Source organism: Streptomyces sp. NPDC048002 (genome assembly GCF_040653275.1).
GTDB lineage: Bacteria > Actinomycetota > Actinomycetes > Streptomycetales > Streptomycetaceae > Streptomyces.
Window position 1 is genome coordinate 31,355 of record NZ_JBEZNL010000026.1, and the last position, 23,523, is coordinate 54,877.

22 protein-coding genes are annotated in these 23,523 nt (G+C 71.9%); 12 read left to right on the forward strand and 10 right to left on the reverse strand.

What is annotated here, in order from left to right:
* The first annotated feature begins 139 nt into the window (after positions 1–139).
* The 4 genes from AB0E07_RS27175 (at position 140) to AB0E07_RS27190 (ending at position 1,950) form a co-directional block, all read left to right on the forward strand.
* Positions 140–529 carry a hypothetical protein gene (locus AB0E07_RS27175; RefSeq protein WP_362257460.1) on the forward strand — a complete coding sequence of 130 codons (390 nt, stop codon included), beginning with the start codon at positions 140–142 and terminating at the stop codon, positions 527–529.
* 132 nt (positions 530–661) lie between these two features.
* Complete coding sequence (locus AB0E07_RS27180) at positions 662–1,126, forward strand: SRPBCC family protein (RefSeq protein WP_362257463.1); 465 nt, start codon at positions 662–664, stop codon at positions 1,124–1,126.
* Entirely contained in the window at positions 1,123–1,461 is a 339-nt protein-coding gene (locus AB0E07_RS27185; protein ID WP_362257465.1) for a metalloregulator ArsR/SmtB family transcription factor, read from the forward strand. The genes AB0E07_RS27180 and AB0E07_RS27185 overlap by 4 nt, the downstream gene beginning before the upstream one ends.
* 48 nt (positions 1,462–1,509) lie before the next feature.
* Entirely contained in the window at positions 1,510–1,950 is a 441-nt protein-coding gene (locus AB0E07_RS27190) for an SRPBCC domain-containing protein (RefSeq protein ID WP_362257469.1), read from the forward strand.
* A 65-nt stretch (positions 1,951–2,015) separates the two neighbouring features.
* Here the strand turns inward: AB0E07_RS27190 and AB0E07_RS27195 are convergent, their stop codons facing one another.
* Positions 2,016–4,031, reverse strand: coding sequence for a glycosyl hydrolase (locus AB0E07_RS27195; RefSeq protein WP_362257472.1), 2,016 nt, complete (start codon positions 4,029–4,031; stop codon positions 2,016–2,018).
* A 437-nt stretch (positions 4,032–4,468) separates the two neighbouring features.
* Here AB0E07_RS27195 and AB0E07_RS27200 point away from each other — a divergent pair, with 437 nt between their 5' ends.
* A complete protein-coding gene (locus AB0E07_RS27200) occupies positions 4,469–6,217 on the forward strand; it encodes a right-handed parallel beta-helix repeat-containing protein (RefSeq protein ID WP_362257474.1) in 1,749 nt (582 codons plus the stop codon).
* Here the strand turns inward: AB0E07_RS27200 and AB0E07_RS27205 are convergent.
* From AB0E07_RS27205 to AB0E07_RS27220, 4 genes are all read right to left on the reverse strand, one after another.
* Positions 6,174–7,643 (reverse strand): UDP-glucose/GDP-mannose dehydrogenase family protein, encoded by a 1,470-nt coding sequence (locus tag AB0E07_RS27205; protein WP_362257477.1) that lies wholly within the window; start codon positions 7,641–7,643, stop codon positions 6,174–6,176. The genes AB0E07_RS27200 and AB0E07_RS27205 overlap by 44 nt on opposite strands.
* Positions 7,644–7,698: 55 nt before the next feature.
* Positions 7,699–8,721, reverse strand: coding sequence for a UDP-glucose 4-epimerase GalE (gene galE / locus AB0E07_RS27210; protein ID WP_362257480.1), 1,023 nt, complete (start codon positions 8,719–8,721; stop codon positions 7,699–7,701).
* A gap of 35 nt (positions 8,722–8,756) precedes the next feature.
* On the reverse strand, positions 8,757–10,646 hold the full coding sequence (locus AB0E07_RS27215; RefSeq protein ID WP_362257483.1) for a glycosyltransferase family 2 protein: 1,890 nt from the start codon (positions 10,644–10,646) through the stop codon (positions 8,757–8,759).
* A 102-nt stretch (positions 10,647–10,748) separates the two neighbouring features.
* Positions 10,749–11,840, reverse strand: a complete 1,092-nt coding sequence (locus AB0E07_RS27220) for a UDP-glucuronic acid decarboxylase family protein (RefSeq protein ID WP_362257485.1) — start codon at positions 11,838–11,840, stop codon at positions 10,749–10,751.
* 358 nt (positions 11,841–12,198) lie between these two features.
* Here AB0E07_RS27220 and rpmG point away from each other — a divergent pair, with 358 nt between their 5' ends.
* Genes rpmG through ykgO form a run of 3 tightly spaced genes read left to right on the forward strand, consistent with a single transcriptional unit; the run spans position 12,199 to position 12,832 of the window.
* A complete protein-coding gene (gene rpmG, locus AB0E07_RS27225) occupies positions 12,199–12,363 on the forward strand; it encodes a 50S ribosomal protein L33 (protein WP_362257488.1) in 165 nt (54 codons plus the stop codon).
* Positions 12,364–12,413: 50 nt separating this feature from the next.
* The gene (locus tag AB0E07_RS27230; protein WP_362257491.1) at positions 12,414–12,674 is read left to right on the forward strand and encodes a type B 50S ribosomal protein L31; all 261 of its coding nucleotides are present in this window, start codon (positions 12,414–12,416) and stop codon (positions 12,672–12,674) included.
* A 35-nt stretch (positions 12,675–12,709) separates the two neighbouring features.
* Entirely contained in the window at positions 12,710–12,832 is a 123-nt protein-coding gene (gene ykgO, locus AB0E07_RS27235) for a type B 50S ribosomal protein L36 (RefSeq protein WP_055619862.1), read from the forward strand.
* 52 nt (positions 12,833–12,884) lie between these two features.
* Here ykgO and AB0E07_RS27240 read toward each other — a convergent pair whose 3' ends face one another.
* Positions 12,885–14,063 carry a hypothetical protein gene (locus tag AB0E07_RS27240; RefSeq protein ID WP_362257496.1) on the reverse strand — a complete coding sequence of 393 codons (1,179 nt, stop codon included), beginning with the start codon at positions 14,061–14,063 and terminating at the stop codon, positions 12,885–12,887.
* Between the two features lie 260 nt (positions 14,064–14,323).
* A complete protein-coding gene (locus AB0E07_RS27245; RefSeq protein WP_362257663.1) occupies positions 14,324–14,980 on the reverse strand; it encodes a DNA alkylation repair protein in 657 nt (218 codons plus the stop codon).
* Between the two features lie 361 nt (positions 14,981–15,341).
* Between AB0E07_RS27245 and modA the strand changes: the two genes are divergently transcribed.
* The 3 genes from modA to AB0E07_RS27260 all read left to right on the forward strand — a co-directional run bounded on the left by modA (position 15,342) and on the right by AB0E07_RS27260 (position 18,141).
* Complete coding sequence (modA, locus tag AB0E07_RS27250) at positions 15,342–16,169, forward strand: molybdate ABC transporter substrate-binding protein (RefSeq protein ID WP_362257499.1); 828 nt, start codon at positions 15,342–15,344, stop codon at positions 16,167–16,169.
* A 74-nt stretch (positions 16,170–16,243) separates the two neighbouring features.
* Positions 16,244–17,062: a molybdate ABC transporter permease subunit gene (modB, locus tag AB0E07_RS27255; protein WP_362257665.1), complete on the forward strand. Its 819-nt coding sequence runs from the start codon at positions 16,244–16,246 to the stop codon at positions 17,060–17,062.
* Entirely contained in the window at positions 17,059–18,141 is a 1,083-nt protein-coding gene (locus AB0E07_RS27260; protein ID WP_362257502.1) for an ABC transporter ATP-binding protein, read from the forward strand. The genes modB and AB0E07_RS27260 overlap by 4 nt, the downstream gene beginning before the upstream one ends.
* A gap of 16 nt (positions 18,142–18,157) precedes the next feature.
* Here the strand turns inward: AB0E07_RS27260 and AB0E07_RS27265 are convergent, their stop codons facing one another.
* Positions 18,158–18,400 carry a DUF5133 domain-containing protein gene (locus tag AB0E07_RS27265; RefSeq protein ID WP_362257505.1) on the reverse strand — a complete coding sequence of 81 codons (243 nt, stop codon included), beginning with the start codon at positions 18,398–18,400 and terminating at the stop codon, positions 18,158–18,160.
* A gap of 275 nt (positions 18,401–18,675) precedes the next feature.
* On the opposite strand from AB0E07_RS27265, the gene AB0E07_RS27270 reads away from it, so the two are divergent.
* A complete protein-coding gene (locus AB0E07_RS27270; RefSeq protein ID WP_362257508.1) occupies positions 18,676–20,925 on the forward strand; it encodes a PAS domain S-box protein in 2,250 nt (749 codons plus the stop codon).
* 67 nt (positions 20,926–20,992) lie between these two features.
* Here AB0E07_RS27270 and AB0E07_RS27275 read toward each other — a convergent pair whose 3' ends face one another.
* Complete coding sequence (locus AB0E07_RS27275; RefSeq protein ID WP_362257511.1) at positions 20,993–21,649, reverse strand: fasciclin domain-containing protein; 657 nt, start codon at positions 21,647–21,649, stop codon at positions 20,993–20,995.
* Positions 21,650–21,785: 136 nt separating this feature from the next.
* A complete protein-coding gene (locus tag AB0E07_RS27280; protein ID WP_362257514.1) occupies positions 21,786–23,384 on the reverse strand; it encodes a sulfite oxidase in 1,599 nt (532 codons plus the stop codon).
* Positions 23,385–23,523 lie beyond the last annotated feature (139 nt).

A 23,523-nucleotide genomic window follows, 5' to 3' on the forward strand; every position in this document is an offset into this window, starting at 1 on the left:
GTCGCCGCTGCGGGCCCCGTTGTCAGTGGCGTACACCAGAATGCGGCGCAGCAAGATCAACACCCCACCCGTTCGGCGTGGTCGGTGTCCCCCGCCCCCGCTTGGAAAGGCCGTGCACATGCCGCTCACCCAGCCTTCCGTGCCGGACACCACCCGCTCATCCGGCCTTCCGGGCCGTCCGCGCCGCCGCACCGGCCCGGTCACGGGCCCGGTGGCCGACGTGCTGCACGTCGTGTCGGACCCCCGCACCCCGGTGTTCGTCACCGCGTACACGGGCGGGCGGCTCCGCTACGGCTACTGGCGGCAGGCCGACCCGGCGGCGGGCACCGGCGGCTGCTACGTCGCCCTGCCGACGGACGTGTGCGAGGAGCTGCGCGCGGCCGGCCGTATCGTCCTCGGCACCCCCGTCACCGATCCGGGCAAGACGACCTACCGGGTCGGCGTCCCGCTCGAAACGGCGCGGACGGTGCGGCCGGCGACGACGCGGACGGCGGGTCAAGCGGCCCGCGTGCCGGGTCGGGCCGCCTGATCCGGTCGGCCCGACCACACCTGACCCGCCCTGACCCGGCCGCATTCGCGATGAGCAACCTTCGGTTGCGTATCGAGGCCGAGTGCTCTACCGTTACATGCAACCAAAGGTTGCGCACGGCTGGAGAGCGGCATGGAGTACGGCAGCATCGAGCGGGAGATCCACATCGCGGCCACGCCCGAGGTGGTCTACGAAGTCGTCAGCAAGCCCGAACACCTGCGTGAGTGGTGGCCGGACGAAGCCGACCTCGTCCCCGAGCCCGGCGCGACCGGGACGATCACCTTCGGCGACCCGGCCACGCCCGAGGGGCACCTGGTGCCCGTCACCGTGATCGAGGCCGACCCGCCCCGCCGCTTCACCTTCCGCTGGGTGTACGACGCGGACCAGGGCGCCGCGCCCGACAACTCGCTGCTGGTGACCTTCGAACTCGTGCCCTCCGGCACCGGCACCCTGCTCCGCTTCTCGGAGACGGGATTCCGGGAGAAGGGCTGGGAGGCCGCCGTACTGGAGGAGCAGTACCGCGACCACGTCAACGGCTGGAACCACTTCCTGCCCCGCCTGGTCACCTACGTCGACAAGCTGGTGTCGACCCGATGAGCGTCACCGTCGACGACGAGCTGTGGTCGGCCGTGGGGGACCCCACCCGGCGGCGGATGCTCGACCTGCTGCTGGCCGAGGGCGGGGGAACGGCGACCACACTCAGCGGCCGCCTCCCCGTGACGCGGCAGGCGGTCGCCAAGCACCTCGGGGTGCTGCACCGGGTCGGCCTGGTCCACGCCACGCCGTCCGGACGCGAGCGCCGCTACGAGGTGGACGAGACGCAACTCGCCCGCGCGGTGGCCCAGTTGTCGGCCGTCGGGGCCACCTGGGACGCCCGGTTGCAGCGCATCAAGCGGATCGCCGAGGCGATTCAACGCAGTCAGGAGAGCTGACCGGCGGCGCCCGCACCCGGGCGCCCGGTCCGAGAGAGAGGGAACGAGATGGTGGACATCCTGCACAGGATCGGCGTCACATCGCCCCCGGGCGAGGTCTACACCGCCCTGACGACGATCGACGGACTGGCCGGCTGGTGGACGCGGGACACCGAGGGTGACAGCGAAGTCGGCGGAGTGATCCGCTTCCGCTTCCTGCCCGGCGGGTTCGACATGAAGGTGCTGGAGGCCGCGCCGGCCGAGCGGGTGGTCTGGGAAGTGGTCGACGGACCCGAGGAGTGGATCGGCACCCGGGTCGTCTTCGACCTGAAGCAGGAGGACGACTTCACGATCGTGCTCTTCCGGCACGAGGGCTGGCGGGAGCAGGTGGAGTTCATGAACCACTGCTCCACGAAGTGGGCGATCTACCTGATGAGCCTGAAGAAGCTCGTCGAGACGGGCAAGGGCGAGCCCTCGCCGGACGACGTGATGATCAGCAACTGGCACTAGCGGAGGACGGATCGGGCCGACCCCTCGTCAAGGGGTCGGCCCGGTACGTCATTCGGCGCGGTGCCTCACTCGGCACGGATGTCGTCCACGTGCACGACACCGGTGGTCGCCGCGTCGGAGCCGTGCCCCAGGTACAGATTGAACGTCGCCACCTCGGCCAGGTGCGCGGCGTCGAGCACAGCCCCCGCGTGGGAGGTGTCCCAGGGCGCGGGCGCGAACTCCGCGAAGGGCGCGGTGATCTCCTTGCCCTCGGTGTCGGACAGGGGGGTGTTGTACTCGAAGTACACCCCGTCCGCGACGATCTGGAGCGTCGCGCCGTTCCCCGAGCCGTCCCCGCGCAGCCACAGCTTCAGTGCCCCGAAGGCCGACCAGTCCGCGTCGACGGGCTTGCCGATGCCGGTGTAGGAGGCCCCGGAGAAGTCGTACGCGTAGGCCAGCCCGTAGGTCCCCGCCGCCTTGTGCTCGGTCGACAGGGTGGTGGTGTTGGCGTTGACGTGGCTGTACGCCTCGCTCAGGGTCACGTCGTCCCCGGCGTACCCCTCGAAGTCGTCGACCCACCCGGCCGGCGGCGCGGCCACCTCGCCGAGGAGCACCACGGCCGAGTCGGTGAGGGTCTCGCCGCCGACCCGCGCGGTGACGGTCAGGGTGACGGAGCGGTTGTCCAGCGAGAGCGGGTCGATCCGCCACACGGCCGAGTGGAAGCCGTCGGCGTCGAGCCGCAGCGGCTTCGCCGCCCCGCCGTTCACGGAGTAACTGACCTTGGCTGACTTCGCGTTGGTGAGCCGCACCCGTACCGTCGTCTCGGTCGTCGTCACGCGCTGCCGGTCGGTGGGCGTGACCAGGTGCAGGAAGGGGTCGTTCCGCACGGCGCCGGTGCGGGCGGTGAACACCCCGCTCAGGTCCTTCGCGAAGACGGAGTACGGGTCGGCGTGGAAGTCGACGAAGTCGGGCAGCATGGTGTGCCCGGTGTACGGGACGTAGGCGCGGGTGCTGCCGCCGAAGTTGGCCCAGGTGAGCATGGATGTCACCTGGCGGGCCAGGGGGTCGGCCTCGATGGCGGCGAGCAGCTGCGTGAACCACTGCGGGTTGCGGCCCTCGGTGCCGGACTCGCCGAACTCGGTGAAGGCGACGGCCTTGCCTCGCTCGTTCGCCTGCTCCACCACCATGGCGAGGTCCGTGACCAGCCCGTCCAGGTACGACTCCGAACCCGCCGAACTGTCGTACGAGTCGTAGCCGAGGACGTCGACGAACTCGTCGCCCGGGTAGGTCCGCAGGTAGCCGGTCGGGTCGCCGCCGAAGGCGGAGTTGGGAGAGTACGAGTACAGCAGGTTGTGCACCTGGCGGGTGTCGCGCAGGTACTCGACGGTGTAGCGGAACACCTCGATGTACTCGGCGGAGGTGGTGTGCCCGGCGCCCCACCAGAACCAGCCGCCGTTGTTCTCGTGGAAGGGCCGGAAGACGACCGGGATCGGGGTGCCGTCGGGGCGGCGGGCGCCCTTGACGGCCGCCGCGATGCGGTCGAGGAAGGCGTTGAAGTCCGCGTGCTTCGAACCGCCGGGCAGGATCTGGCGGACGACCCGGCCGGAGGTGTCGTAGAAGGTCCCGCCGGTCACGAAGTTCGGCAGGTGGGCGCTGAGGGTGTTGATGCCGCCGCGGGCGTCGCCCTTCTGGAGGGACCAGGTGAGCGCCGCGATGTTCTTCTTCACGGAGGCGTCCTCGGCCCCGGGGTTCTCCTTGCCCTCCAGGATCAGGGTGTCCCAGCCGAAGAGGGCGGGGTAGTCGCCGACGGCCGCTCTGGTGTCGGACGCCTTCCCGTCGGGCGTGGTGAAGGTGAATCCGTGGGTGAGGTCGTGCTGGTGGCCGAAGAGGATGCCCCGGCCCTGCTGACGCTTGAGGAAGGCGAACAGGGAGCGGGTGGCGGGGGTGGCTCGGTCGTCCACGAGCCGCACCGGCGTCGGCCGTCCCGCCGGGACCGAGGAGGGCGCGGCCGCCGCGGTCCCGGGCAGCGCGGCGGCCGAGGCCAGTGCCACCGCGGCACCGATGAGGACGAATTCACGACGGTTCGGGGGAGTGGTGGGCATGGGTGCGCGGCTCCTTCGCATGCGAGACAACGTTGTCAACGGGCTCTCTGCGGCTCGGCCCGGGTGGCGTGATGAGGTGCGGCATGTGTCGTGCGTGAGAGATGGAAGCATCAACCGGTTAAGTGGTCAATGTTGTCGGCGTAATTTGCATCAAGCTGGTGTTCAAAGGGTGTCGATGCCTTCTGTGACTCCCTGGCTGACAAGCCAGGAGCTAAATCGGTTTACCATGGAGGGGTTTCGAGCGGGAAGGGTGGGGCGGGTTGCCCGGGTGGGCCAGACGCCGCCCCGGCGCCGCGCCTTCGGCCGCCCGTGTCCTCTTTTCTGAGAGTCTGTCAGTGAATGTGCCCTTTCGTGGCACGGGATCCATCTGTGAAGGGGTGCACTTGAACGCGGTGAACCGGAGCCGGGTGACGAGGACCGCCGCAGGTTTCTCGGCCGTGGCGCTTCTGCTGCTGACGGCCTGCGAGGTGCCGGGCGTGTACCGGCCCGCCCGGCCGGCCACGGGCGGGCCGTACACGTTCTACGTGAGCCCCGACGGTGACGACGCCAACGACGGGATGTCGGCGGCCAAGCCCTGGCGGACCCTCGACCACGCCAACGGCGTCGGCTTCCGGCCCGGTGACCGACTGCGCCTGGAGGGAGGCGCGCGGTTCCGCGGCAGCATCACCCTGGAGGGGGACGAGGCGGGCAACGCCCGGAACCCGGTCGTGATCGAGTCCTACGGCACCGGCCGCGCCACGATCGCCCCGCGGGGTCGGTCCGCCATCACCGTCCACGACACCGCCGGGGTGGAGATCAGGAACCTCTCGCTGGTCGGCGACCGCAAGGCCCTGCGTGAGGGGGTGGGCATCTCCGTCCGCACCGCTCTGCGTGGCACCGACCGGCTCTCCCACATCCGCATCGCGAACGTGGAGGCGAGCGGCTTCCAGAACGGCATCAGCCTGGGCGCGGAGAAGGGCGCGGTGTCGGGCTTCAGCGACGTGCGGATCTCCGACGTCTCGGTGCACCACAACCTCGAAAGCGGACTCGCCTTCTACGGCCCCGTCTTCGACGGGGAGCGCCCCGCCTACGCGCACGAGGGACTGCGCATCGAGCGGGTGAAGGCGTATGCCAACGCCGGTGACCCGCAGAGCGCCGATCGCAACACCGGCAGCGGCATCACGCTCGGGAGCGTCCGGGACGCCCGGGTCACGCACTCGGTGGCGCACGACAACGGCTCCCGTTCGGCCGCCGACGCGGAGGAGGGCCCGGAGGGCATCTGGGTCTACGACTCCACCGGGGTGGTGCTGGAGCACAACAGGTCGTACCGCAACCGCACCGGTTCGCGTGTCGACGGCGGTGGCTTCGGTCTCGACAACAACGTGTCCTCCTCCGTCGTGCAGTACAACATCGCGTACGGCAACGACGGCCCCGGTTTCCTGGTCTACTCCGGGCAGCCGACCGGCGCCCACCGGGACAACGTCGTCCGCTTCAACATGAGCTGGGACGACGCGCGCAAGCTGCCCGAGTACGGCGGCATCGTCGCCTACGGCACCCGGCTGGCCGATCTGGCGATCCACCACAACACGGTCGTCATGCGGACCGCCGACCTCCCCTCGGCGGCGGAGGCGAGGATGCGGCCCCCGGCGATGCGCCTGCGGGACGGCATGCGGGGCGTGCGAGTCGAGAACAACATCCTCGCCACCGACGGCGGGCCGCTGGTCGCCGGAGAGTCGGCGTACGCCCCCGACCGGATCCGGCTCCAGGGCAACAACTACTACAGCACCGGTCCCTGGACGCTGGAGTGGGGTCCGGAGCGCTTCGGCTCACTGGACACGTGGCGCGCGGGTTCCGGGCAGGAAGTGCACGCGGGCAGGCCGACGGGCAGCGACGACGACCTGTGTCTGAGCGGTCTGGTGGTCCGGGTCCCGGACTGGGCCGACGCCCGGAACCTGGCCCCCCGTTGTGCGGGCCGCACCACCGTCGCCCTCGGCCCGCCGGCCTCTTCCCTCGGCCTCGGCGGCAGCGACTACTTCGGCAACCGGATCCCGACCACGCCCTTCGTCGGAGCCGCGCGGCCCGGCACCGGACTCCGCACGGCTTCGCCCTGTGCCGCGGACCGCGGGTCCCGAACACAGGGCGAAGTGGTGTGCGACGGCGCGGCTATGAGCCGACCGCCGGCGACACCGGTGCCGTCGGCGAGGTGAGGTGGGCCGCGTGACCGGTGGGTGAGGCGAGGTGGGCCGCGTGACCGGTGGGTGAGGCGATCGTGGTGCGCAGCGGCTCCGTCGACTGCGGGGCGGGCAGCCGGTCCGACGGCGTCGGCCGGCCGAGCGCCTTCACGGTCCAGCCGGCGGCCCGCCACGCCTCGTGCCCGAGGGCATTGCGGGCGTCGAGGACGAGCCGCTTCGCCACCACCCCGGCCAGGTCGGACGGGTCCACGTCACGGTAGTGGTCCCACTCCGTCAGGAGCAGCACGAGGTCGGCCCCGGCACAGGTGGCGCGCAGATCCGCACCGCAGTCCAGGTACGGGTGGGCCAGCCGGGCGTTCGCCGAGCCCACCGGATCGTGGACGCGGACCTCGGCGCCCTCCCGGTGCAGTGCCGCGGCCACGGCCAGCGCCGGGGAGTCGCGCACGTCGTCGCTGTCCGGCTTGAAGGTGGCGCCCAGCACGGCGATCCGGCGGCCGGTGAACCCACCGCCGGCCATCTGGCGGGCCAGCGCGACGGTCCGGGTCCGCTGCCGTTCGTTGATCTCGTCGACTCGTTGCAGAAGGTCGACCACCGGAGGGACACCCAACTCCTGGGCGCGCGCCGCGAACGCCCGGATGTCCTTGGGCAGGCACCCGCCGCCGAAGCCCAGTCCTGCCCGCAGGAACCGCCGGCCGATACGGGTGTCGTGGCCGAGCGCGTCGGCGAGGGTGACGACGTCCGCGCCCACCGCGTCGCAGATCTCGGCCATCGCGTTGATGAAGGAGATCTTCGTGGCGAGGAAGGAGTTGGCCGCGACCTTCACCAGCTCGGCGGTGCTCGGGTCGGTACTGATGTACGGCACGCCCGCCGCCAGCATGGGGGCGTACACCTCGCGCAGGGCGGCGTCCGCTTCCGGACCGGTCGCGCCCACGACGATGCGATCCGGGCGCAGGGTGTCCTCGACCGCGAAGCCCTCCCGCAGGAACTCGGGGTTCCAGGCTGTCTCCACCCGGACCCCGTCCGGCACGAGGGCCGCGATGCGAGCGGACAGGCGGGCGGTCGTGCCCACAGGCACGGTGGACTTCCCGACCATCAGGCAGTCCGTCGTCAGATGGGGCGCGAGTCCGTCGACGACTGCGTCCACGTAGCGCAGATCGGCGGCTTTCGAGCCGGCGCGCTGCGGTGTGCCCACGCACACGAAGTGGACCTCACCGTGTTCGGCGGCCTCACGCAGATCGGTCGTGAAGCGCAGGCGACCGGAGGAGAGGGCGCGGGTCAGTACGTCGCCGAAGCCCGGTTCGTGGAAGGGAGGTCTGCCCTCGGCGAGGGCCCCGACCTTCTCGGCGTCGACGTCCACGCCGAGCACGTCGTGCCCGATGTCCGCCATGCACGCGGCGTGCACAGCTCCGAGGTATCCCGTACCGATGACGGTCAACCGCATGCGGTGTTCTCCTGTCTTGGGGCAGAGAGGGAGCGGACCGGCTCACGGGCACCCGTCAGGGGGCGTAGCCGTGCGGGTTCCGCTGCTGGAAGTTCCAGGCGTCGCGGCACATCGCGGCCAGGTCGCGTCGGGCGGTCCAGCCCCAGCTCGCCGCGGCCTTCGCCGGGTCGGCGACGAGTTCGGCGACGTCGCCGGGGCGCCGCCCGGTGACGCGGTAGGGGACGGACCGGCCGGTGACCTCCTCGAAGGTCCGCACGAGGTCGAGGACGGACGCGCCGCGGCCGGTGCCGAGGTTGAAGACCCGCATACCGGGCTCGTCGTCGATGTGGTCGAGGGCGGCCCGGTGACCGTCGGCGACGTCCACGACATGGAGGTAGTCGCGGATGCCCGTGCCGTCGGGGGTCGGGTAGTCGTCGCCGAAGACGCTGAGTTCGTCCCGCCGGCCCACGGCGATCTGGGTGAGGAACGGCATGATGTTGTTCGGCACACCGCGCGGGTCCTCACCGAGTTCCCCGTCGGGGTGCGCCCCGGCGGGGTTGAAGTACCGCAGCGCCAGCACCCGGAGTTCGGGGACGTGCCGGCACAGGTCCGCGAGGATCCGCTCGCAGGTCCACTTGGTGGTGGCGTACGGATTGGTGGGCGCGGCCGGGGAGTCCTCGGTCAGGGGGACGGTCGTGGCGTCGCCGTAGATCGAGCAGGACGAGGAGAAGACCAGCCGGTGCACCCCGTGGTCCCGCATCGCCGACACCAGGGTCGTGGTGCCCCCGACGTTGATGTCGTAGTAGGTGACGGGGATCCGGACCGACTCGCCGACGGCCTTCTTCGCGGCGAAGTGGATCACCGCGTCGATCGGGTGGGCGGCGAAGACGGCGTCGAGCGCCCGGCGGTCCCGTACGTCGGCGACATGGGCCGCGGCGACCGGACGGCCGGCGGTCTTCGCGACGCGTTCGAGGACCTCGGGGCAGCTGTTGGAATGGTCGTCGACCACGACGACCTCGTGGCCGGCGCGGAGGAGTTCGACACAGGTGTGGCTGCCGATGAAGCCGGCGCCACCGGTGACCAGGATCGTCCGGGGCACGGGGAACCTCATTTCTCGATCGGCCGCGAGGGCCGTCACCAGGCGTAGAAGCCGGTGAGATAGGTGGGGAAGACGAAGATCGCGAGGCCCAGCGGGAGCAGCGCCAGCACCCCGGCCGTCAGCGGCAGCGCCGCGGTGCCCAGGGCGCGGAGGACGGAGGCGCCCGTGGCGCGCCTGGTCTCGCGGATGTGCAGGGCGCCGACGGCGAGCGTCACGGCGGCGTAGGAGGCGGCGCCGAGGATGCACAGGAAGACGTAGCCGACGGCGGGACCGCGGAACTGGCCCACGAGGGACGAGCACGACAGGAAGAGCGTGATCAGCAGGTACGGGGCGACCGTGCGCAGCGGCAGCGGTTCGAGCCCGGCGCGCTTCTTCGGCGTGACCTTGAAGGTGACCTGACGCGGGCGGAGTTTCTGGAGGACCGCGGCCAGCACGCCCCACGCCACGTACGGCCAGCGGGAGAGCCCGAACAGCCAGATCTCCCAGCTGAGGATCGGGGCGTCCTTGGGGCGCAGCAGACCGCGTCGGCGGCACAGCAGCGTGAGCAGGATCAGCCAGACCGACATGCTCCAGAAGTGTCCGAGGAACTCCAGGTAGTTGACGTCGATCCAGGGCGCGCCCGTGACGGCGGCGATCGGCGGCAGGAGGATGCCCATGATCGTGGCCACCGCCAGGAGCGGGTAGTACAGCAGCGCCGCCGCGAAGCGGATGCGCAGCTTCGGGGACATCCGGGAGAGGTGCCGCGGCAGCATGCCCAGCAGCATGACGGCCAGGCTGCGGGACCACTGGAACTCCTGCGTGATCATCGCGCCGAAGGTGAGCGGGCCCTCCCCGTGCGCCTCGGCGTCGATGGCGAACGCGCCCTGCCAGCCGGCCGAGTTGAGCAGGAAGGTGGTCGAGAAGTCCTCGGCCAGTTCGGGCCCGAGACCGCCGATGTCGCGGAGGGCCTGGGTGCGCACGGCGTAGTGCGAGCCGATGCAGACGGGGGCGAGCCCGGCGGAGTGGCCGAGCTGCACCGGGCCGTGGAACATCCCCTCCCGGTGGAGCCGGCCGCGCGCCGCCCAGGACTCGGCGGCGTTGGAGTCGCAGATGCTGGGCGCGGCCACGTAGCCGACGGCGGGGTCGGCGAAGGGGCGGACGACCTCGGTGAGATAGCCGTGCGTCGGCACGTGATCGCAGTCGAGCTGGGCGACGACGTCGTAGCGGGCGTAGCCCCAGTGGTCGTAGAAGAAGGCGAGGTTGCCCTCCTTGCAGCGGGTGCGCCGGGGCCACTCGGCCCGGTGGTAGTCGGCGCGGCCGCGGCGGCAGGAGACGTTGACGCCGTGGCCGCGGCACCAGTCGAGGATCTCCTGGGTGGGGTCCTCGTCGCACAGCCACACGTCGTAGGCGTGCGGGAAGTCCTGGTCGAGCATCGCCTCCAGGGTGGTACGGGCGATGTCCCAGCCCTCGGAGGGGGCGCGGGTGACCACGAAGGCGGTGCGCAGCGCGGGTACCGCGACGGCGGGGTCGAAACGGCGGATGCGCAGCAGCGCCACGAGGAAGTGGACCGGGAGGTAGGTCAGATACAGCAGCAGGGCGCTGTTGATGACCAGACCGAGCCAGCCGATGCGGTGCGAGGGTTGGAGCCACCAGACCCAGAACCACACCAGACAGGCGGCCCAGCCCAGGGAGAGCAGCACCACCAGCACGCGGTCGAGGCGTGAGAAGGCGCGCGGGAAGCAGGAGGGGCGGACGGTGAGGCCGCGCGGGGGCCGCGCGAGGACCGGGCCGTCCGGGCCGATGGACGCGACGGCGCCCCCGGACAGGTAGCGGATCTGTTCGCCGAGGGTGCCCCAGTCCTTGGCGGCGCCGGGAGCGGGGGCGGGGTGCTGAGGGCTCTGGACGGTGGCGGTCCCGTGGACGGGACCCTGCTCCAACGAGGTCATGGCGGAGGCTTCTCCAGGCGGCGCGGGCGTCGGGCCGTCAGGCGCGGGGGCGGGAGGCGGGGAGGGGGCCGGGGCCGGGGGTGGTGGCGGCCCCGGCGGGGATCAGCTTCCTGAGCCGGAGGGCCGCGCGGTCACGGACGCGACACCGGTGGCCGCGGTGGCCGGGCCGGGGATGGTCTGCGGGGCGCCCGTCGGGGCCGCGGCGGGCAGCGGGATGGTCTCTTCCTGGCCGCCACGGATCGCGGCGGCCGAGACGCCGAGCCGGTCCGGGCCGGCGCCGAAGTGGGCGATGGTCCGGCGCAGGCCCTCGGTGATGCCGATCTCCGGCTGCCAGTCCAGTGCCTCGCGGGCGCGGGTGATCACCGGACGGCGGCGGACCGGGTCGTCCACGGGCAGCGGATGGTGGTGCACCTCGGAGGAGGAGCCGGTCATCTCGCGCACCATGTCGGCTAGCTCGCCGACGGTGTGCTCGACCGGATTGCCGAGGTTGAAGGGGCCCAGCTCGCGGGAGTCGAGGAGGGCGACGAGTCCGCGGACCAGATCGTCCACGTAGCAGAAGCTGCGGGTCTGGGTGCCGTCGCCGTAGATGGTGAGCGGTTCGCCGGTGAGGGCCTGGGTGATGAAGCTGGACACCACCCGGCCGTCGTGGGGCCGCATCCGCGGACCGTAGGTGTTGAAGATCCGGGCGATGCCGACGTCGACGCCGTGAGTGCGGCGGTACGCGGCGGAGACCGCCTCGGCGTAGCGCTTGGCCTCGTCGTAGACGCTGCGCGGCCCGATGGAGTTGACGTTGCCCCAGTACCCCTCCTCCTGGGGGTGGACCAGCGGGTCGCCGTAGATCTCGCTGGTGGAGGCGAGGACGAAGCGGGCGTTGTGGCGCAGGGCCAGGCGCAGGGCGTTCTCGGTGCCGCGGCTGCCCACGGCGAGGGTCTCCAGCGGCTGACGCAGATAGTCCGGAGGGGAGGCAGGGGACGCGAGGTGGGCCACGGCGTCGACGTGGCCGGTCACCTCCAGCGACACGCTGACATCGGCGTGCTGGAACTCGAAGTCGGGGTCGGACAGCAGAGGTGCGATGTTCTCGGGGTCGCCCGTCGAGAAATTGTCGAGGCACACCACCGAGTCACCGCGGCGCAACAGCGCCTCGCACAGGTGAGACCCAAGGAAACCACCGCCACCGGTCACGGCAACGCGCATCTGTTTCTCCAGGAATGGGGAGGCGAAAGGGCCTGACGGCCGACTTCGCCGGAAGGCGGACCGAGCGCGCTCGGAATTTGTATGACGAGGTTATGGGCGTACTTGGTGAATTCTGTGGAGGTGAATCGATGACTGGGCTGTTCGGCCGCTGGTGTGCCGGGTGCGGGGATGGCTGTGCCGGCCAGTTCTGGAACTCGCCCATGCCGAATGGGCCACCTCTTCCGGTGTCACACGTATGTGTGAAAGGCGGGCGGGTGCGGCTGCGGCCCCGGGAATGCCTCGGCGGGGTGCCGTGTTGAGAGGCATGTCTGGCATGTTCGAGTCAATGGGCTCGCATGGCGGAGGAAGGGAGTCCCCCATGGCACGCGGTACGGCACGGCCCGTGGTGAAGCTCAGGTCGACGGCGGGCACCGGCGTCACCTATGGCACCCGCAAGAGCCGCCTCAACGACCCCGACCGGTTGGTCCTGCGCAAGTACGACCCGGTCGCCGGCACCCACGTCCTCTTCCGAGAGGAACGCTGACGCCCGCCTCCCGCCAACCGGCGGTGGAGGCCGTGAAGAAAGGACATCGCATGAAGCCCGGAATCCATCCCGTCTCCCGTCCGGTCGTCTTCCGGGACCGTGCGGCGGGGTACGCCCTGCTGACCCGGTCCACCCTCGACGCCCGACGGACGGTCGAGTGGGAGGACGGCGCCACCTATCCGGTGGTCGACGTCGAGATCTCGTCGGCGAGCCACCCGTTCTACACGGGGACCTCGCGCGTCGTGGACACCGCGGGCCGCGTGGAGCGCTTCGAACGGCGCTACGGCCGGACGGGCACCGCCCGCGCCTGACGGCGGCCCCGCCGTGATGTCGAAAGGAGACCCGGATGAAGGTGCGCAAGTCGTTGCGCTCGCTGAAGGCCAGGCCCGGCGCCCAGGTGGTGCGCCGACGGGGCGTGACCTTCGTGATCAACAAGAAGGAGCCGCGGTTCAAGGCCCGCCAGGGCTGACCCTCCGGTTCCGGCGGCCCGGTGCCCGCGCTCGCCGCGGGTGCCGGGCCGTTCAGCCGTCGAGGCGCTCGGTGTACGCCTCGGCGGTGGGCGCCGGGAGCCGGGCGGTCGCGCCCGCCGACCAGAAGCCGGCCGTGCCGGGGACGGCCGTCACGTCGTTGACGGCCGGAGTGGGTGCGGTACCGCTCGGGCCGCGGACCACCGTCCAGCCGTCGCCCTCGCGGCGCAGATAGGCGCAGACGCTCTGGTCCTGGAAGTCCGAGCCGGAGATCCACGCGGCGCGGCCCTCGGCGTCGCCCGCGATGCCGGTCAGGCTGCCGAGCGTGAAGCCCGCATCGACCCGCGTCCAGGCACTGCCGTCCCAGCGGCTCAGCGAGGGGTTGCCGGGGCGGCCGGGCGGCCCCCCGATACCCGCCTCGGTGCCCACCGCCCAGACGCAGTCGGCCTGTTCCGGGTGGACGTCGGCGATGCCCAGGCGCAGTCCCGGAACCGCCGGCAGCACCGTCCACGCGCCGTCCCACCGCGCCACCAGGCCGGACCAGCCGCCGCCGTTGGACTGGTCCCCGCAGACCCACACCTCACCGGGCGACCGCGTCACGACCCGGTAGAGGTGCACGCCCGCCACGGGCAGCGGGTCCAGCCACCGCCATCGCCCCCCGGACCGGCGCAACAGCCCGACCGCTCCCTCCCGGCTCCCGCAGGCCCACACCCGCCGGTCCGGCCCCACCGCCACCGCGGTCAGCCGCACGCCCGGCTCGGCCCACCCGGGAAACGTGACCTCGTGCCAGGCGGTCCCGTTCCAGCGCAGCAACGGGCTGGACTCCTCGGCCTGCTCGCCCACGCTCCATGCGGCGGCCGGCCCGGCGGCGGCCACATCATGCAGCCGGGTGTGACGGAGGTGGGACAGGTCCGACTTCGTCCAGCCTTCGCCGTCCCACACCATGGCCAGCGGACGCGACCCCGCCGCCCCCGCGAACTCCTCCTCGCCGACGGCCCACGCCCGTGACGGCCCGAGCGCGGAGATCCTGCGCAGCAGGGCGGGCGGCGTGCTCCCGGGGGCCGGCACCGGCCGCCAGCCCTGGGCGCCCGGTCCCGGGGCAAGGGGCGTGCCGGCCCGCGTGGGGGGAGTCACGGCCCGCGCCGGGGGAGTGACGAGTCCGGACGGATCCGGACCCAGGCCGAGCGCGGCGAGTGTGCCGACGGCCCCGGCCACGAAGCGCCTACGTCTCACGGGCAGGTCCTCCCAGAGGAATCCGGTGCAGGGGAGGGACCACCGTGGAGCAGACCGGCAGAGAGGTCTAGATAGGCGCGTCACAAAGGACGCGGTGACGGACCCTTCAGGACAGCGGGACCCTTCAGGACAGCGGGACCCTTCAGGACAGCGGGACCCTTCAGGACGGCGGGACCCTTCAGGGCAGCGGTGACGAGCGCCTGAGGAAGCCGTGACGGGTGCCTCCGGACAGGGCGTGGCACGCGCGGCGCGACCTGCGTTCAGGTCTGTTCCGGCTGCTCGCCCCGGCGGCGGACCATCTCGTTGATCCAGGCCGGTGCGAACGGGGACGTGCAGCCCCGGGGAGTCGGGTAGTCCTTCAGTACCTCCAGGCGCTCCCCGATGGCGAGGGCGCGGGCCCGGTGCTCGGCGTGCTCGATGCCGATCTGGGCCAGGCAGTGGTTCATCGCCCATTGGAGCCGGTCCGGGGCGTCCTTCAGCTCCGCCTCGATGACGTCGAGCAGTCCGGGCAGGTCCAGGCCCTCGGGCCGCTTCGCCACGCGCTCCGTGGTCAGCGCCCAGCCGGCGCTCGCGACCACCGGGTCCGGATCGGCCGTCCAGGTCACCCGCACCTCCTCGGCGTGCGGATTCTTCTTCACCACGTAGTTCACGAGCCAGTCGTGCACCTTCGGCGCGCGGGCCTGACGCAGCATGCCGTCCAGCTCGTCCCGCTCGAACGCCCTGGGCCGGCAGATCAGCAGCGCCAGCAGCCGGGCCGCGGTGTCGTCCGTCTCCCAGAGCCCACGGGCCAGGTCCTGCTGGGTCTTCAGGCGTTTGGCGACGGCACGCAGCTTGCCCAGGTTCACCCCGTGGTCGTCCCCGTGCCGCTCGTTCGCCGCGCGGGCCCTGGGGTCCTCCAGCGCGGCCAGCTCGGTCATCACCTCGGCGACCGTCGTCCCGGCACTGTTCGTCGCGGCCACCTCGGCCTCCTGTCGTCGCTCGCGTGGTCCTGAAGTGCGGGCATCACCCTACGCCGGACCCGGCGTCCGTCACCCCCCAGGCGCTGGCGAGTTCCACCGCCGCGCCGGTCGACGCCGGGGCGGCCTCAAGGGACTGGCTCACGGGCTGTCACCTCACCGGTGCCCGTACCCGAAGCGTGGACCCGTACAAACGCACATGCGAGGTAAGTGGTTGCAGCGTGCAGATCATGCGATGTGACAAGGGTGTTTTGCCTCGCACCTGCGGCATTATCATCGGGACATGCCGCGTCCGTTGAGGACCTGAGGGAGTGGACCCGTGATGACCCGTTCCATGCGCCGGACACGTCGGACACTGCAGGTGGCCGGGGCAGGCGCCGCAGCGCTGCTGGCCCTGAGCGCGTGCTCGTCGTCCGACTCCGACTCCTCCGCGAAGTCGGACGCCACGGCGTCGGACTCCGCTTCGGACAAGCTCTCCGGTGAGGTGACCGTCTTCGCGGCCGCCTCCCTCAAGGAGAGCTTCGAGACGCTGGGCGAGCAGTTCGAGCAGGAGCACCCGGGCACGAAGGTCACCTTCAGCTTCGGCGGCAGCGACGCGCTCGCCGCGAGCATCACCGGCGGCGCCCCGGCCGACGTGTTCGCCTCGGCCAGCCCCAAGACGATGAAGATCGTCACGGACGCGGGCGACGCCGCGGGCACCCCCACCACCTTCGTCCGCAACGAGCTGGAGATCGCGACCCTGCCGGGCAACCCCGACCAGGTCGCCTCCCTGAAGGACCTTACCGACGAGGACCTGAAGGTCGTGCTCTGCGACGAGGCGGTCCCGTGCGGTGCCGCCGCCCGGAAGGCCCTCGACGCGAGCGAGTTGAAGCTCACGCCGGTCTCCTACGAGGAGGACGTCAAGTCCGCCCTCAACAAGGTGGTGCTGAAGGAGGCCGACGCCGCCGTCGTGTACAAGACCGATGTGAAGGCCGCCGGTGACAAGGTGGAGGGCGTGGAGTTCCCCGAGTCCGCCGACGCCATCAACGACTACCCGATCACCCTGCTGAAGGAGTCGCAGAACGCCGAGGCCGCCGAGGCGTTCATCGCCCTCGTCCAGTCCGCCGAGGGTCGGAAGGCGCTGACCGAGGCCGGATTCCTCGCACCGTGACCTCTCCTTTCCCTTCCCCTTCCCCTTCTCCGTCGCCCTCCCCGCCCCCGTCCCCGGACAAGGCCGGCGCCGCCCTGAATGGTGGTCCGCGGCGCCGCCGCCGCGCCGGGCGCCGCGGATCCGTTCCGCTGCCGCTGCTGCTGCCCGCGCTGATCGGGCTGGCCTTCCTGGTCGTCCCGCTGGTCGCCCTGCTGATCCGGGCGCCCTGGAGCAGCATGCCCGAGCTGCTGACCAGCACCGAGGTGTGGCAGGCCCTCCAGCTCTCCCTCGTCTGCGCCACGGCGGCGACCGCGGTGAGCCTGGTCCTCGGGGTGCCGCTGGCCTGGCTGCTGGCCCGCGTAGAGTTCCCGGGCCGCGGTCTCGTACGGGCCCTGGTCACCCTCCCGCTGGTCCTGCCGCCCGTGGTCGGAGGCGTGGCGCTGCTGATGGCCCTCGGCCGCAACGGAGTCGTGGGGCAGTGGCTCGACGACTGGTTCGGCGTGACCCTGCCCTTCACCACGGCCGGTGTGGTGGTGGCGGAGGCGTTCGTCGCCATGCCGTTCCTCGTCATCAGCGTGGAGGGCACCCTGCGCGCCGCCGACCCGCGCTACGAGGAGGCCGCCATGACCCTCGGCGCCTCCCGCTTCACCGCGTTCCGCCGGGTCACCCTGCCCCTGATCGCCCCCGGTGTCGCCGCCGGCGCCGTCCTCGCCTGGGCACGCGCGCTGGGGGAGTTCGGGGCGACCATCACCTTCGCCGGCAACTTCCCCGGCCGCACCCAGACCATGCCGCTCGCCGTCTACCTCGCCCTGCAGAGCGACCCGGAGGCGGCCATCGCCCTCAGCCTGGTCCTGCTCGCCGTGTCCGTCGCGGTGCTGGCGGGGCTGCGTGACCGTTGGATGACCGCCTCATGACCGAGCCCCCGCAGACCGCCGCCGCCCACCCCCGGGACGGCGAGGGACTCGACGCCCGGCTCCTCGTCGACCGGGGTTCCTTCCGGCTCGACGTGTCCCTGCGCGCGGCACCCGGCGATGTCGTCGCCCTCCTCGGCCCCAACGGCGCGGGCAAGACGACCGCGCTCCGGGCGCTGGCCGGTCTCGTTCCGCTGTCCGACGGGCATCTGCGGCTGGACGGCACCGACCTGGAGGGGCTGCCCACCGAAGCCCGCCCGGTCGGCGTCGTCTTCCAGGACTACCTGCTCTTCCCGCACCTCTCGGCCCTGGACAACGTGGCCTTCGGGCCGCGCTGTCACGGAGCGGGCCGCGCCGAGGCCCGCGCCGAGGCCGCCGGCTGGCTGGGACGCATGGGGCTCGCGGAACACGCCGCGAGCAAGCCGCGCAGGCTCTCCGGCGGCCAGGCCCAGCGCGTCGCCCTCGCGCGGGCGCTCGCCACCCGTCCGCGGCTGCTGCTGCTCGACGAGCCGCTCGCCGCCCTCGACGCCCGCACCCGTCTCGAAGTGCGCGCCCAACTCCGCCGTCATCTGGCCGACTTCGAGGCGGTCGCCGTACTCGTCACGCACGACCCGCTCGACGCGATGGTCCTCGCCGACCATCTGGTGGTCATCGAGGACGGGCGCAGCGTCCAGGAGGGAACGCCCTCCGACATCGCCCGTCACCCGCGCACCGACTACATCGCCCACCTGGTCGGGCTCAACCTCTACCGGGGCGAGGCGACGGGGCATGCCGTCCGGGTCGGCGGTGGGCCGGTGATCACCACCACCGAGGAGCTGACCGGGCCGGTCTTCGTGGCTTTCGCGCCGAGCGCCGTCACCCTCCACCGCGACCGCCCCAGTGGCACCAGCGCCCGCAACCTCTGGCGCTGCGAGGTGACCGGCCTGGAGACCCACGGCGACCAGATCCGCGCCGCCCTCGGCGGTGAACTGGCCCTCGCCGCCGACCTGACCACCATCGCCGCCGCCGAACTCGACCTGCATCCCGGTGCCGAGGTCTGGGCGACCGTGAAGGCGGCCCAGACCCACGCCTACCCCGCCTGAACCCGTATGGGGCGGCTCAGGCACCCGCCGCGGGCGCGGTGAGCAGGGAGTCGTCCTCGGGGCGGGCCCCGGGCAGCCGATGGCGGGCGGCCACCAGCGCGGTGTCGATGTCACGGGTCCCGGTGGACACGCACAGGGTGTAGGCCACGTCGTCCATGCGCCTGCGTACCTCCGGGCTGCCCGCCTGGGCGTGCAGCGCGTTCAGGGTCTCGTACTGCTCGATCAGGTTCCTCAGCACGGCGGGGTGTGCCATCAGCACGGAGAGCCTCCTGGTCGTCACTGTTCGCTGGCGTCACTCACCGACGCATGTGCCCCGTCCTCCCGCGCGCATGCGTCGGAATCCGAGGGGCCGAACGAGGGGTGGCCGGATTCGAACGACGGGGCCAGGCACGTCCACGGCCTGCCGGGAATCGTTCCGCCGACGGACAAGATCGGCTCACGTACGGCCAGTAACGGACATATGGGGGTACATGGTTGCCGGGTGCGCTGAGATGAGCCGAGCAAAGTTGCCGATGGTGAACTCCGGGGGCGGGCATGGACGGGAACGCCGAGGCGGCACTCCCCACCGAGGAGCGGTTCCGAGGGCTGCTGGACGCGGCGCCGGACGCGATGGTGATCGTGGACGACGCCGGCATCATCAACCTGGTCAACGTGCAGACGGAGACCCTCTTCGGCTACCGGCGCGAGGAACTCCTGGGCCGCGCCGTGGAGATGCTGGTGCCGGACCGCTTCCGCGCCCACCACGCGCTGCACCGCTCGGGCTACTCCGACACCCGCCAGGTGCGCCCGATGGGCGCCGGACTCGATCTGTACGGGCTGCGCAAGGACGGCACCGAGTTCCCGGTGGAGATCAGCCTCAGTCCCCTGGAGACCGCGGAGGGGCTCTTCGTCTCGGCCGCGGTCCGGGACGTCAGCGAGCGCAAGGCGGCCGAGGAGCGGTTCCGGGGGCTGCTGGAGGCGGCGCCGGACGCGATGGTGATCGTCGACGACGCCGGGACCATCAAGCTCGTCAACGCGCAGACGGAGACCCTGTTCGGGCACCGGCGCGACGAACTCCTCGGCCGTCCGGTCGAGATGCTCATCCCCGGCCGCTTCCGCGCCCACCACTCCCTGCACCGCGCCGACTACTCCAGCGCCCGCCAGGTACGTCCGATGGGCGCCGGGCTGCAACTGCACGGGTTGCGCAAGGACGGCACCGAGTTCCCGGTGGAGATCAGCCTCAGCCCCCTGGAGACCGCGGACGGTGTCCTCGTCTCCGCCGCCGTGCGCGACGTGAGCGAACGCAAGGCGGCCGAGGCCCGGATCAACGAACTCGCCGCGTTCGTGGAGTCCTCGCAGGACGCCATCCTGGCCGCGACCCTCGACGGGCACATCACCTACTGGAACGCCGCGGCGCAGCGGCTGTACGGCCATACCGCCGCCGAGGTGATGGGCCGCCATGTCAGCCTGCTCGCGCCGCCCGGGCACGCCGCCGAGGTCGAGCTGCTGCTCGACGGGCTGCGCAAGGGCGAGAAGGTCGAGCACTTCGAGACCCTGCGCGTGACCAGGGCGGGCCGCCTGCTCGACGTCGACGTCACCCTCTGGCCCACCCACGCCCCCGACGGCACGGTGATCGGCGCCTGCGCCATCGTGCGGGACATCAGCGACCGCAAGCGGGCCGAGGCGGAGCTGACCGCGCTGTACGAGCAGCAGCGGCATGTCGCGCTCACCCTCCAGCGCAGCCTGATGGGCACGCCGCCCGCGGTCCCCGGCCTGGTGACCGCCAGCCGCTACCGGCCGGCCACCCAGGGCGCCGGGGTGGGCGGAGACTGGTTCGACCTCATCCCGCTCGGCGCCGGCCGGGTCGGGGTGCTCATCGGCGACGTCATGGGCCGGGGCATCGAAGCGGCGGCCGTCATGGGCCAGTTGCGTTCCGCGGCGCACGCCCTGGCCAAGACGGGCATGCAGCCCCGCCAGCTGATGCAGGCGCTGGACAGCTGTGTCGCCGACCTGGACGTGCCCGACCAACTCGTCACCTGCTGCTACCTGGTGATCGCCGCCGACGACGGCGAGGTCACCGTCTGCTCCGCCGGACACCTCCCCATCCTCATAGCCACCCCGGGGGAGGGGGTGCGCAGCCTCCCGGCGCCCGTCAACACCCCGCTCGGGGTGGGCGGGGTGCTCTTCCAGCAGTCCCAGGCCCTGATTCCGCCCGGGGCGACGCTCGTCCTCTACACCGACGGGCTCATCGAGACGCCGGGCAGTGACATCGGGGACCAGCTCGGCGTGCTGACCACCGCGCTCGACGGGCTGTTCGGCGCCGAGGCACCGGGCCTGGAGGCCGTCGCCGACCATGTCCTCGCCGCACTGCTGCCGGACGCGGACGGCTACAACGACGACGTGACGCTTCTGCTCACCCAGTTGCCCGCGGCTCCGCTGGCGAGCGTCACCACCCATCTGCCCGCCGTCCCCACCTCGGTGCACGAGGGCCGGTCCTTCCTCGGCAAGGCCCTCTCCTCCTGGGGCTGCACCGAAACCGCCGACGACGCGAGGCTGTTGCTCTCCGAGGTGCTCACCAACGCCGTCCAGCACGCCCAGGGCCCCATCGGCGTCAGGCTGCACCGCACCAGCACCGACCTCACGGTCGAGGTGAGCGACCGCAGCTCCCAGCTTCCCAAGCCCCGCCCGGCCGGCGAGGACGAGGAATCCGGACGCGGACTGATCCTCGTCCAGACCCTCACCCACAGCTGGGGGGTTCGACCCACGGACGAGGGCAAGACCATCTGGTTCACGCTGAAGCTGTGAACCGCGCGGTCGTGCCGGACTCGTCCGCCGGGCGTCACGGCTGTGGCACCCGGCGGACGGCGTCCCGTCAGCTCTCGGGCATCAGCACGGTGTCGATGATGTACACGTTGGCGTTGGCGGTCTTCACGTTGCCGCAGACCACCTTCGCCGAGTCGTTGACCGTGTACGACTCGTCCGAGCCCGCGGTGGTCACCTCCGACTTCTCCAGGGTCTCGAACGTGCCCTTCTCCAGGTCCGCGGGGGCCAGCTTCTGGCCCACCACGTGGTAGGTGAGGATCTTCGTCAGCTGGGCCTTGTCGTTGAGGACGGCGTCCAGGGTCTCCTTGGGGATCTTCGCGAACGCGTCGTTGGTCGGCGCGAACACCGTGATGTTCTCCGCGTTGTTGAGCGTGTCGACCAGACCGGCCTTCTTGACCGCCGTCACCAGGGTCGACAGCGCGGGGTTGTTGGACGCGGCCGTGGCCACGGGGTCCTGGGCCATGCCGTCGAACGAGCCGGCGCCGTCCTCGGGCACCGAGGAACAGGCGGGGCCGAAGGGCTCGTCCGCCGGGGACGCGCTGGAACCGGCCATGCTGTCGTCCGACGCGGTCGCCGAGGCGGACGCCTTGCCGGTGGACTCCGCCCCCGCGGAGTCGCCGCCGTCGTCCGAGCAGGCGCTGAGCGCCAGCGGAAGCACGGCGGCCACGGACACGGTCATCGCGATACGGCGGATACGGGTGTTCATGGTGTTTCTCCTGTGGGTTGACGCAGCGGACGCTGCGGGTCTGTGGGTGGGGGAAAGTGGCTTCGGGGGTCCGGCCTCGGGGTCCGGGCTCGGGAGTTCGGGGGCCCGGGTCCGGGCCCGGGTTCGGGGGTGCGGTTCAGTCCACGGACACCACGACCGAGTGGCGGCCGGTGGCCCCGTCGGGGACCGTGCGGGCCCGTCGCGCGGTCTGCACCGCTCCGGTGCGGTCCGTGGCGCGCACGGTGAGGGTGTGGCTGCCCCTGGTGGCCTGCCAGGGGAAGGACCACTGGCGCCAGGTGTCGCGGGAGTTCTCGGCGGCGAGCCGTGCCTCCTGCCAGGGGCCGTCGTCGACGCGCACCTCGACCTTGTCGATCCCGCGGTGCTGGGCCCAGGCGACCCCGGCGACCATGACGGTGCCCGCGGCGGGGCGCGCGAACGGCTTGGGGGTGTCGATGCGGGACTGTGTCTTCACCGGCGCCCTGCGCGCCCAGGAGCGCTTGACCCAGTAGGCGTCGTAGGCGTCGAACGTGGTGAGTTCGAGGTCCTCGATCCATTTGCAGGCCGAGACATATCCGTACAGGCCCGGCACCACCATGCGGACCGGGAACCCGTGTTCAAAGGGGAGCGGCTCGCCGTTCATGCCGTAGGCGAGCAGCGCGTCACGGCCGTCCATGACGTCCTCGACCGGGCTGCCGATCGTCATGCCGTCCACCGAGCGGGCCACCAGCTGATCGGCGGGACCCCGCCGTGAGGGTGGGCGGACGCCGCACTCGGCCAGCAGATCGGCCAGGCGCACCCCGAGCCAGCGGGCGGTGCCGACGTACGGGCCGCCCACCTCGTTGGAGACACAGGTCAGCGTGATGTCGCGTTCGACCGACTCCCGCCGGAGCAGGTCGTCGAAGGTGAGCGTGACCGGACGCGTGACGCCCCGGCCGTGGATGCGCAGCCGCCAGGCGTCGACGTCCACCTTGGGCACCACCAGAGCGGTGTCCACCCGGTAGAAGTCCTCGTTCGGCGTCGTGAAGGAGCTGACCCCGGCGATCCGCAGCCGCGCGCCCTTGGGTACGGCCGGGGCGGGGGAGCCGGGCGACGGGAGGACCAGGTCCGCGCGGGAGGCCACCGCGTCCCGGCCGCTCGCCCCCTTCAGAGCCCGCCCGAGCGCACCCGCTCCGGCCGCCGCGAGAGCGACCGCGCCCGCCACCAGGACGAACCCGCGCCGGTCCCGGCCCCCGTCCGGTGCGGCGGGGCCGTCTGCCACCGGCTCCTCGGAGCCGAGGCGCCCGGCGAGCAGGAACAGCACCGCCGCCCCGACGAGCGCTCCGACGGCCGAGGGGAGCGCGTCGGTGAGCCCCACCGAGTCCGGCCTGCCGGTCGCCGCCAGCGCGCCGACCGCACCGAAGAGCAGCACACCGGCGGATCCCGCCCGCCGGTGACGCAGGGCGAGAACGCCCAGACCGAGAGCGAACAGCGCGAGTACGGCGAGGATCCCGGATTGCAGCACCAATTTGTCGTCGCTGCCGAAATTCCTGATCGCCCAGTCCTTCACCGCGGCCGGGGTGCGATCGATCGCGGCACCGCCGACCGCCACCACCGGACCGGATTGCGGTCGCACCCCCGCCGACACCAGCTCGGCGACGGCGAGCGCCGTGAATCCCGCCAGCGCGCCGCTGAGCGCGCCCAGCAGGACCCTCGCCCAACTCCTGGGATTCCGTGGCTTCTTCTCGTGATCCGTCACGTGGGGAATCCGGCACCGTCCCCGGGCCGGATTGGTCGATCACCCGAACGGACGGAATCGGATTCCCGACCAATCCGCACCCGCAACGGCAACGGATGAAAACTCTGTCTCCGCAGGCCATCCGATCCCGGTGTTCGCG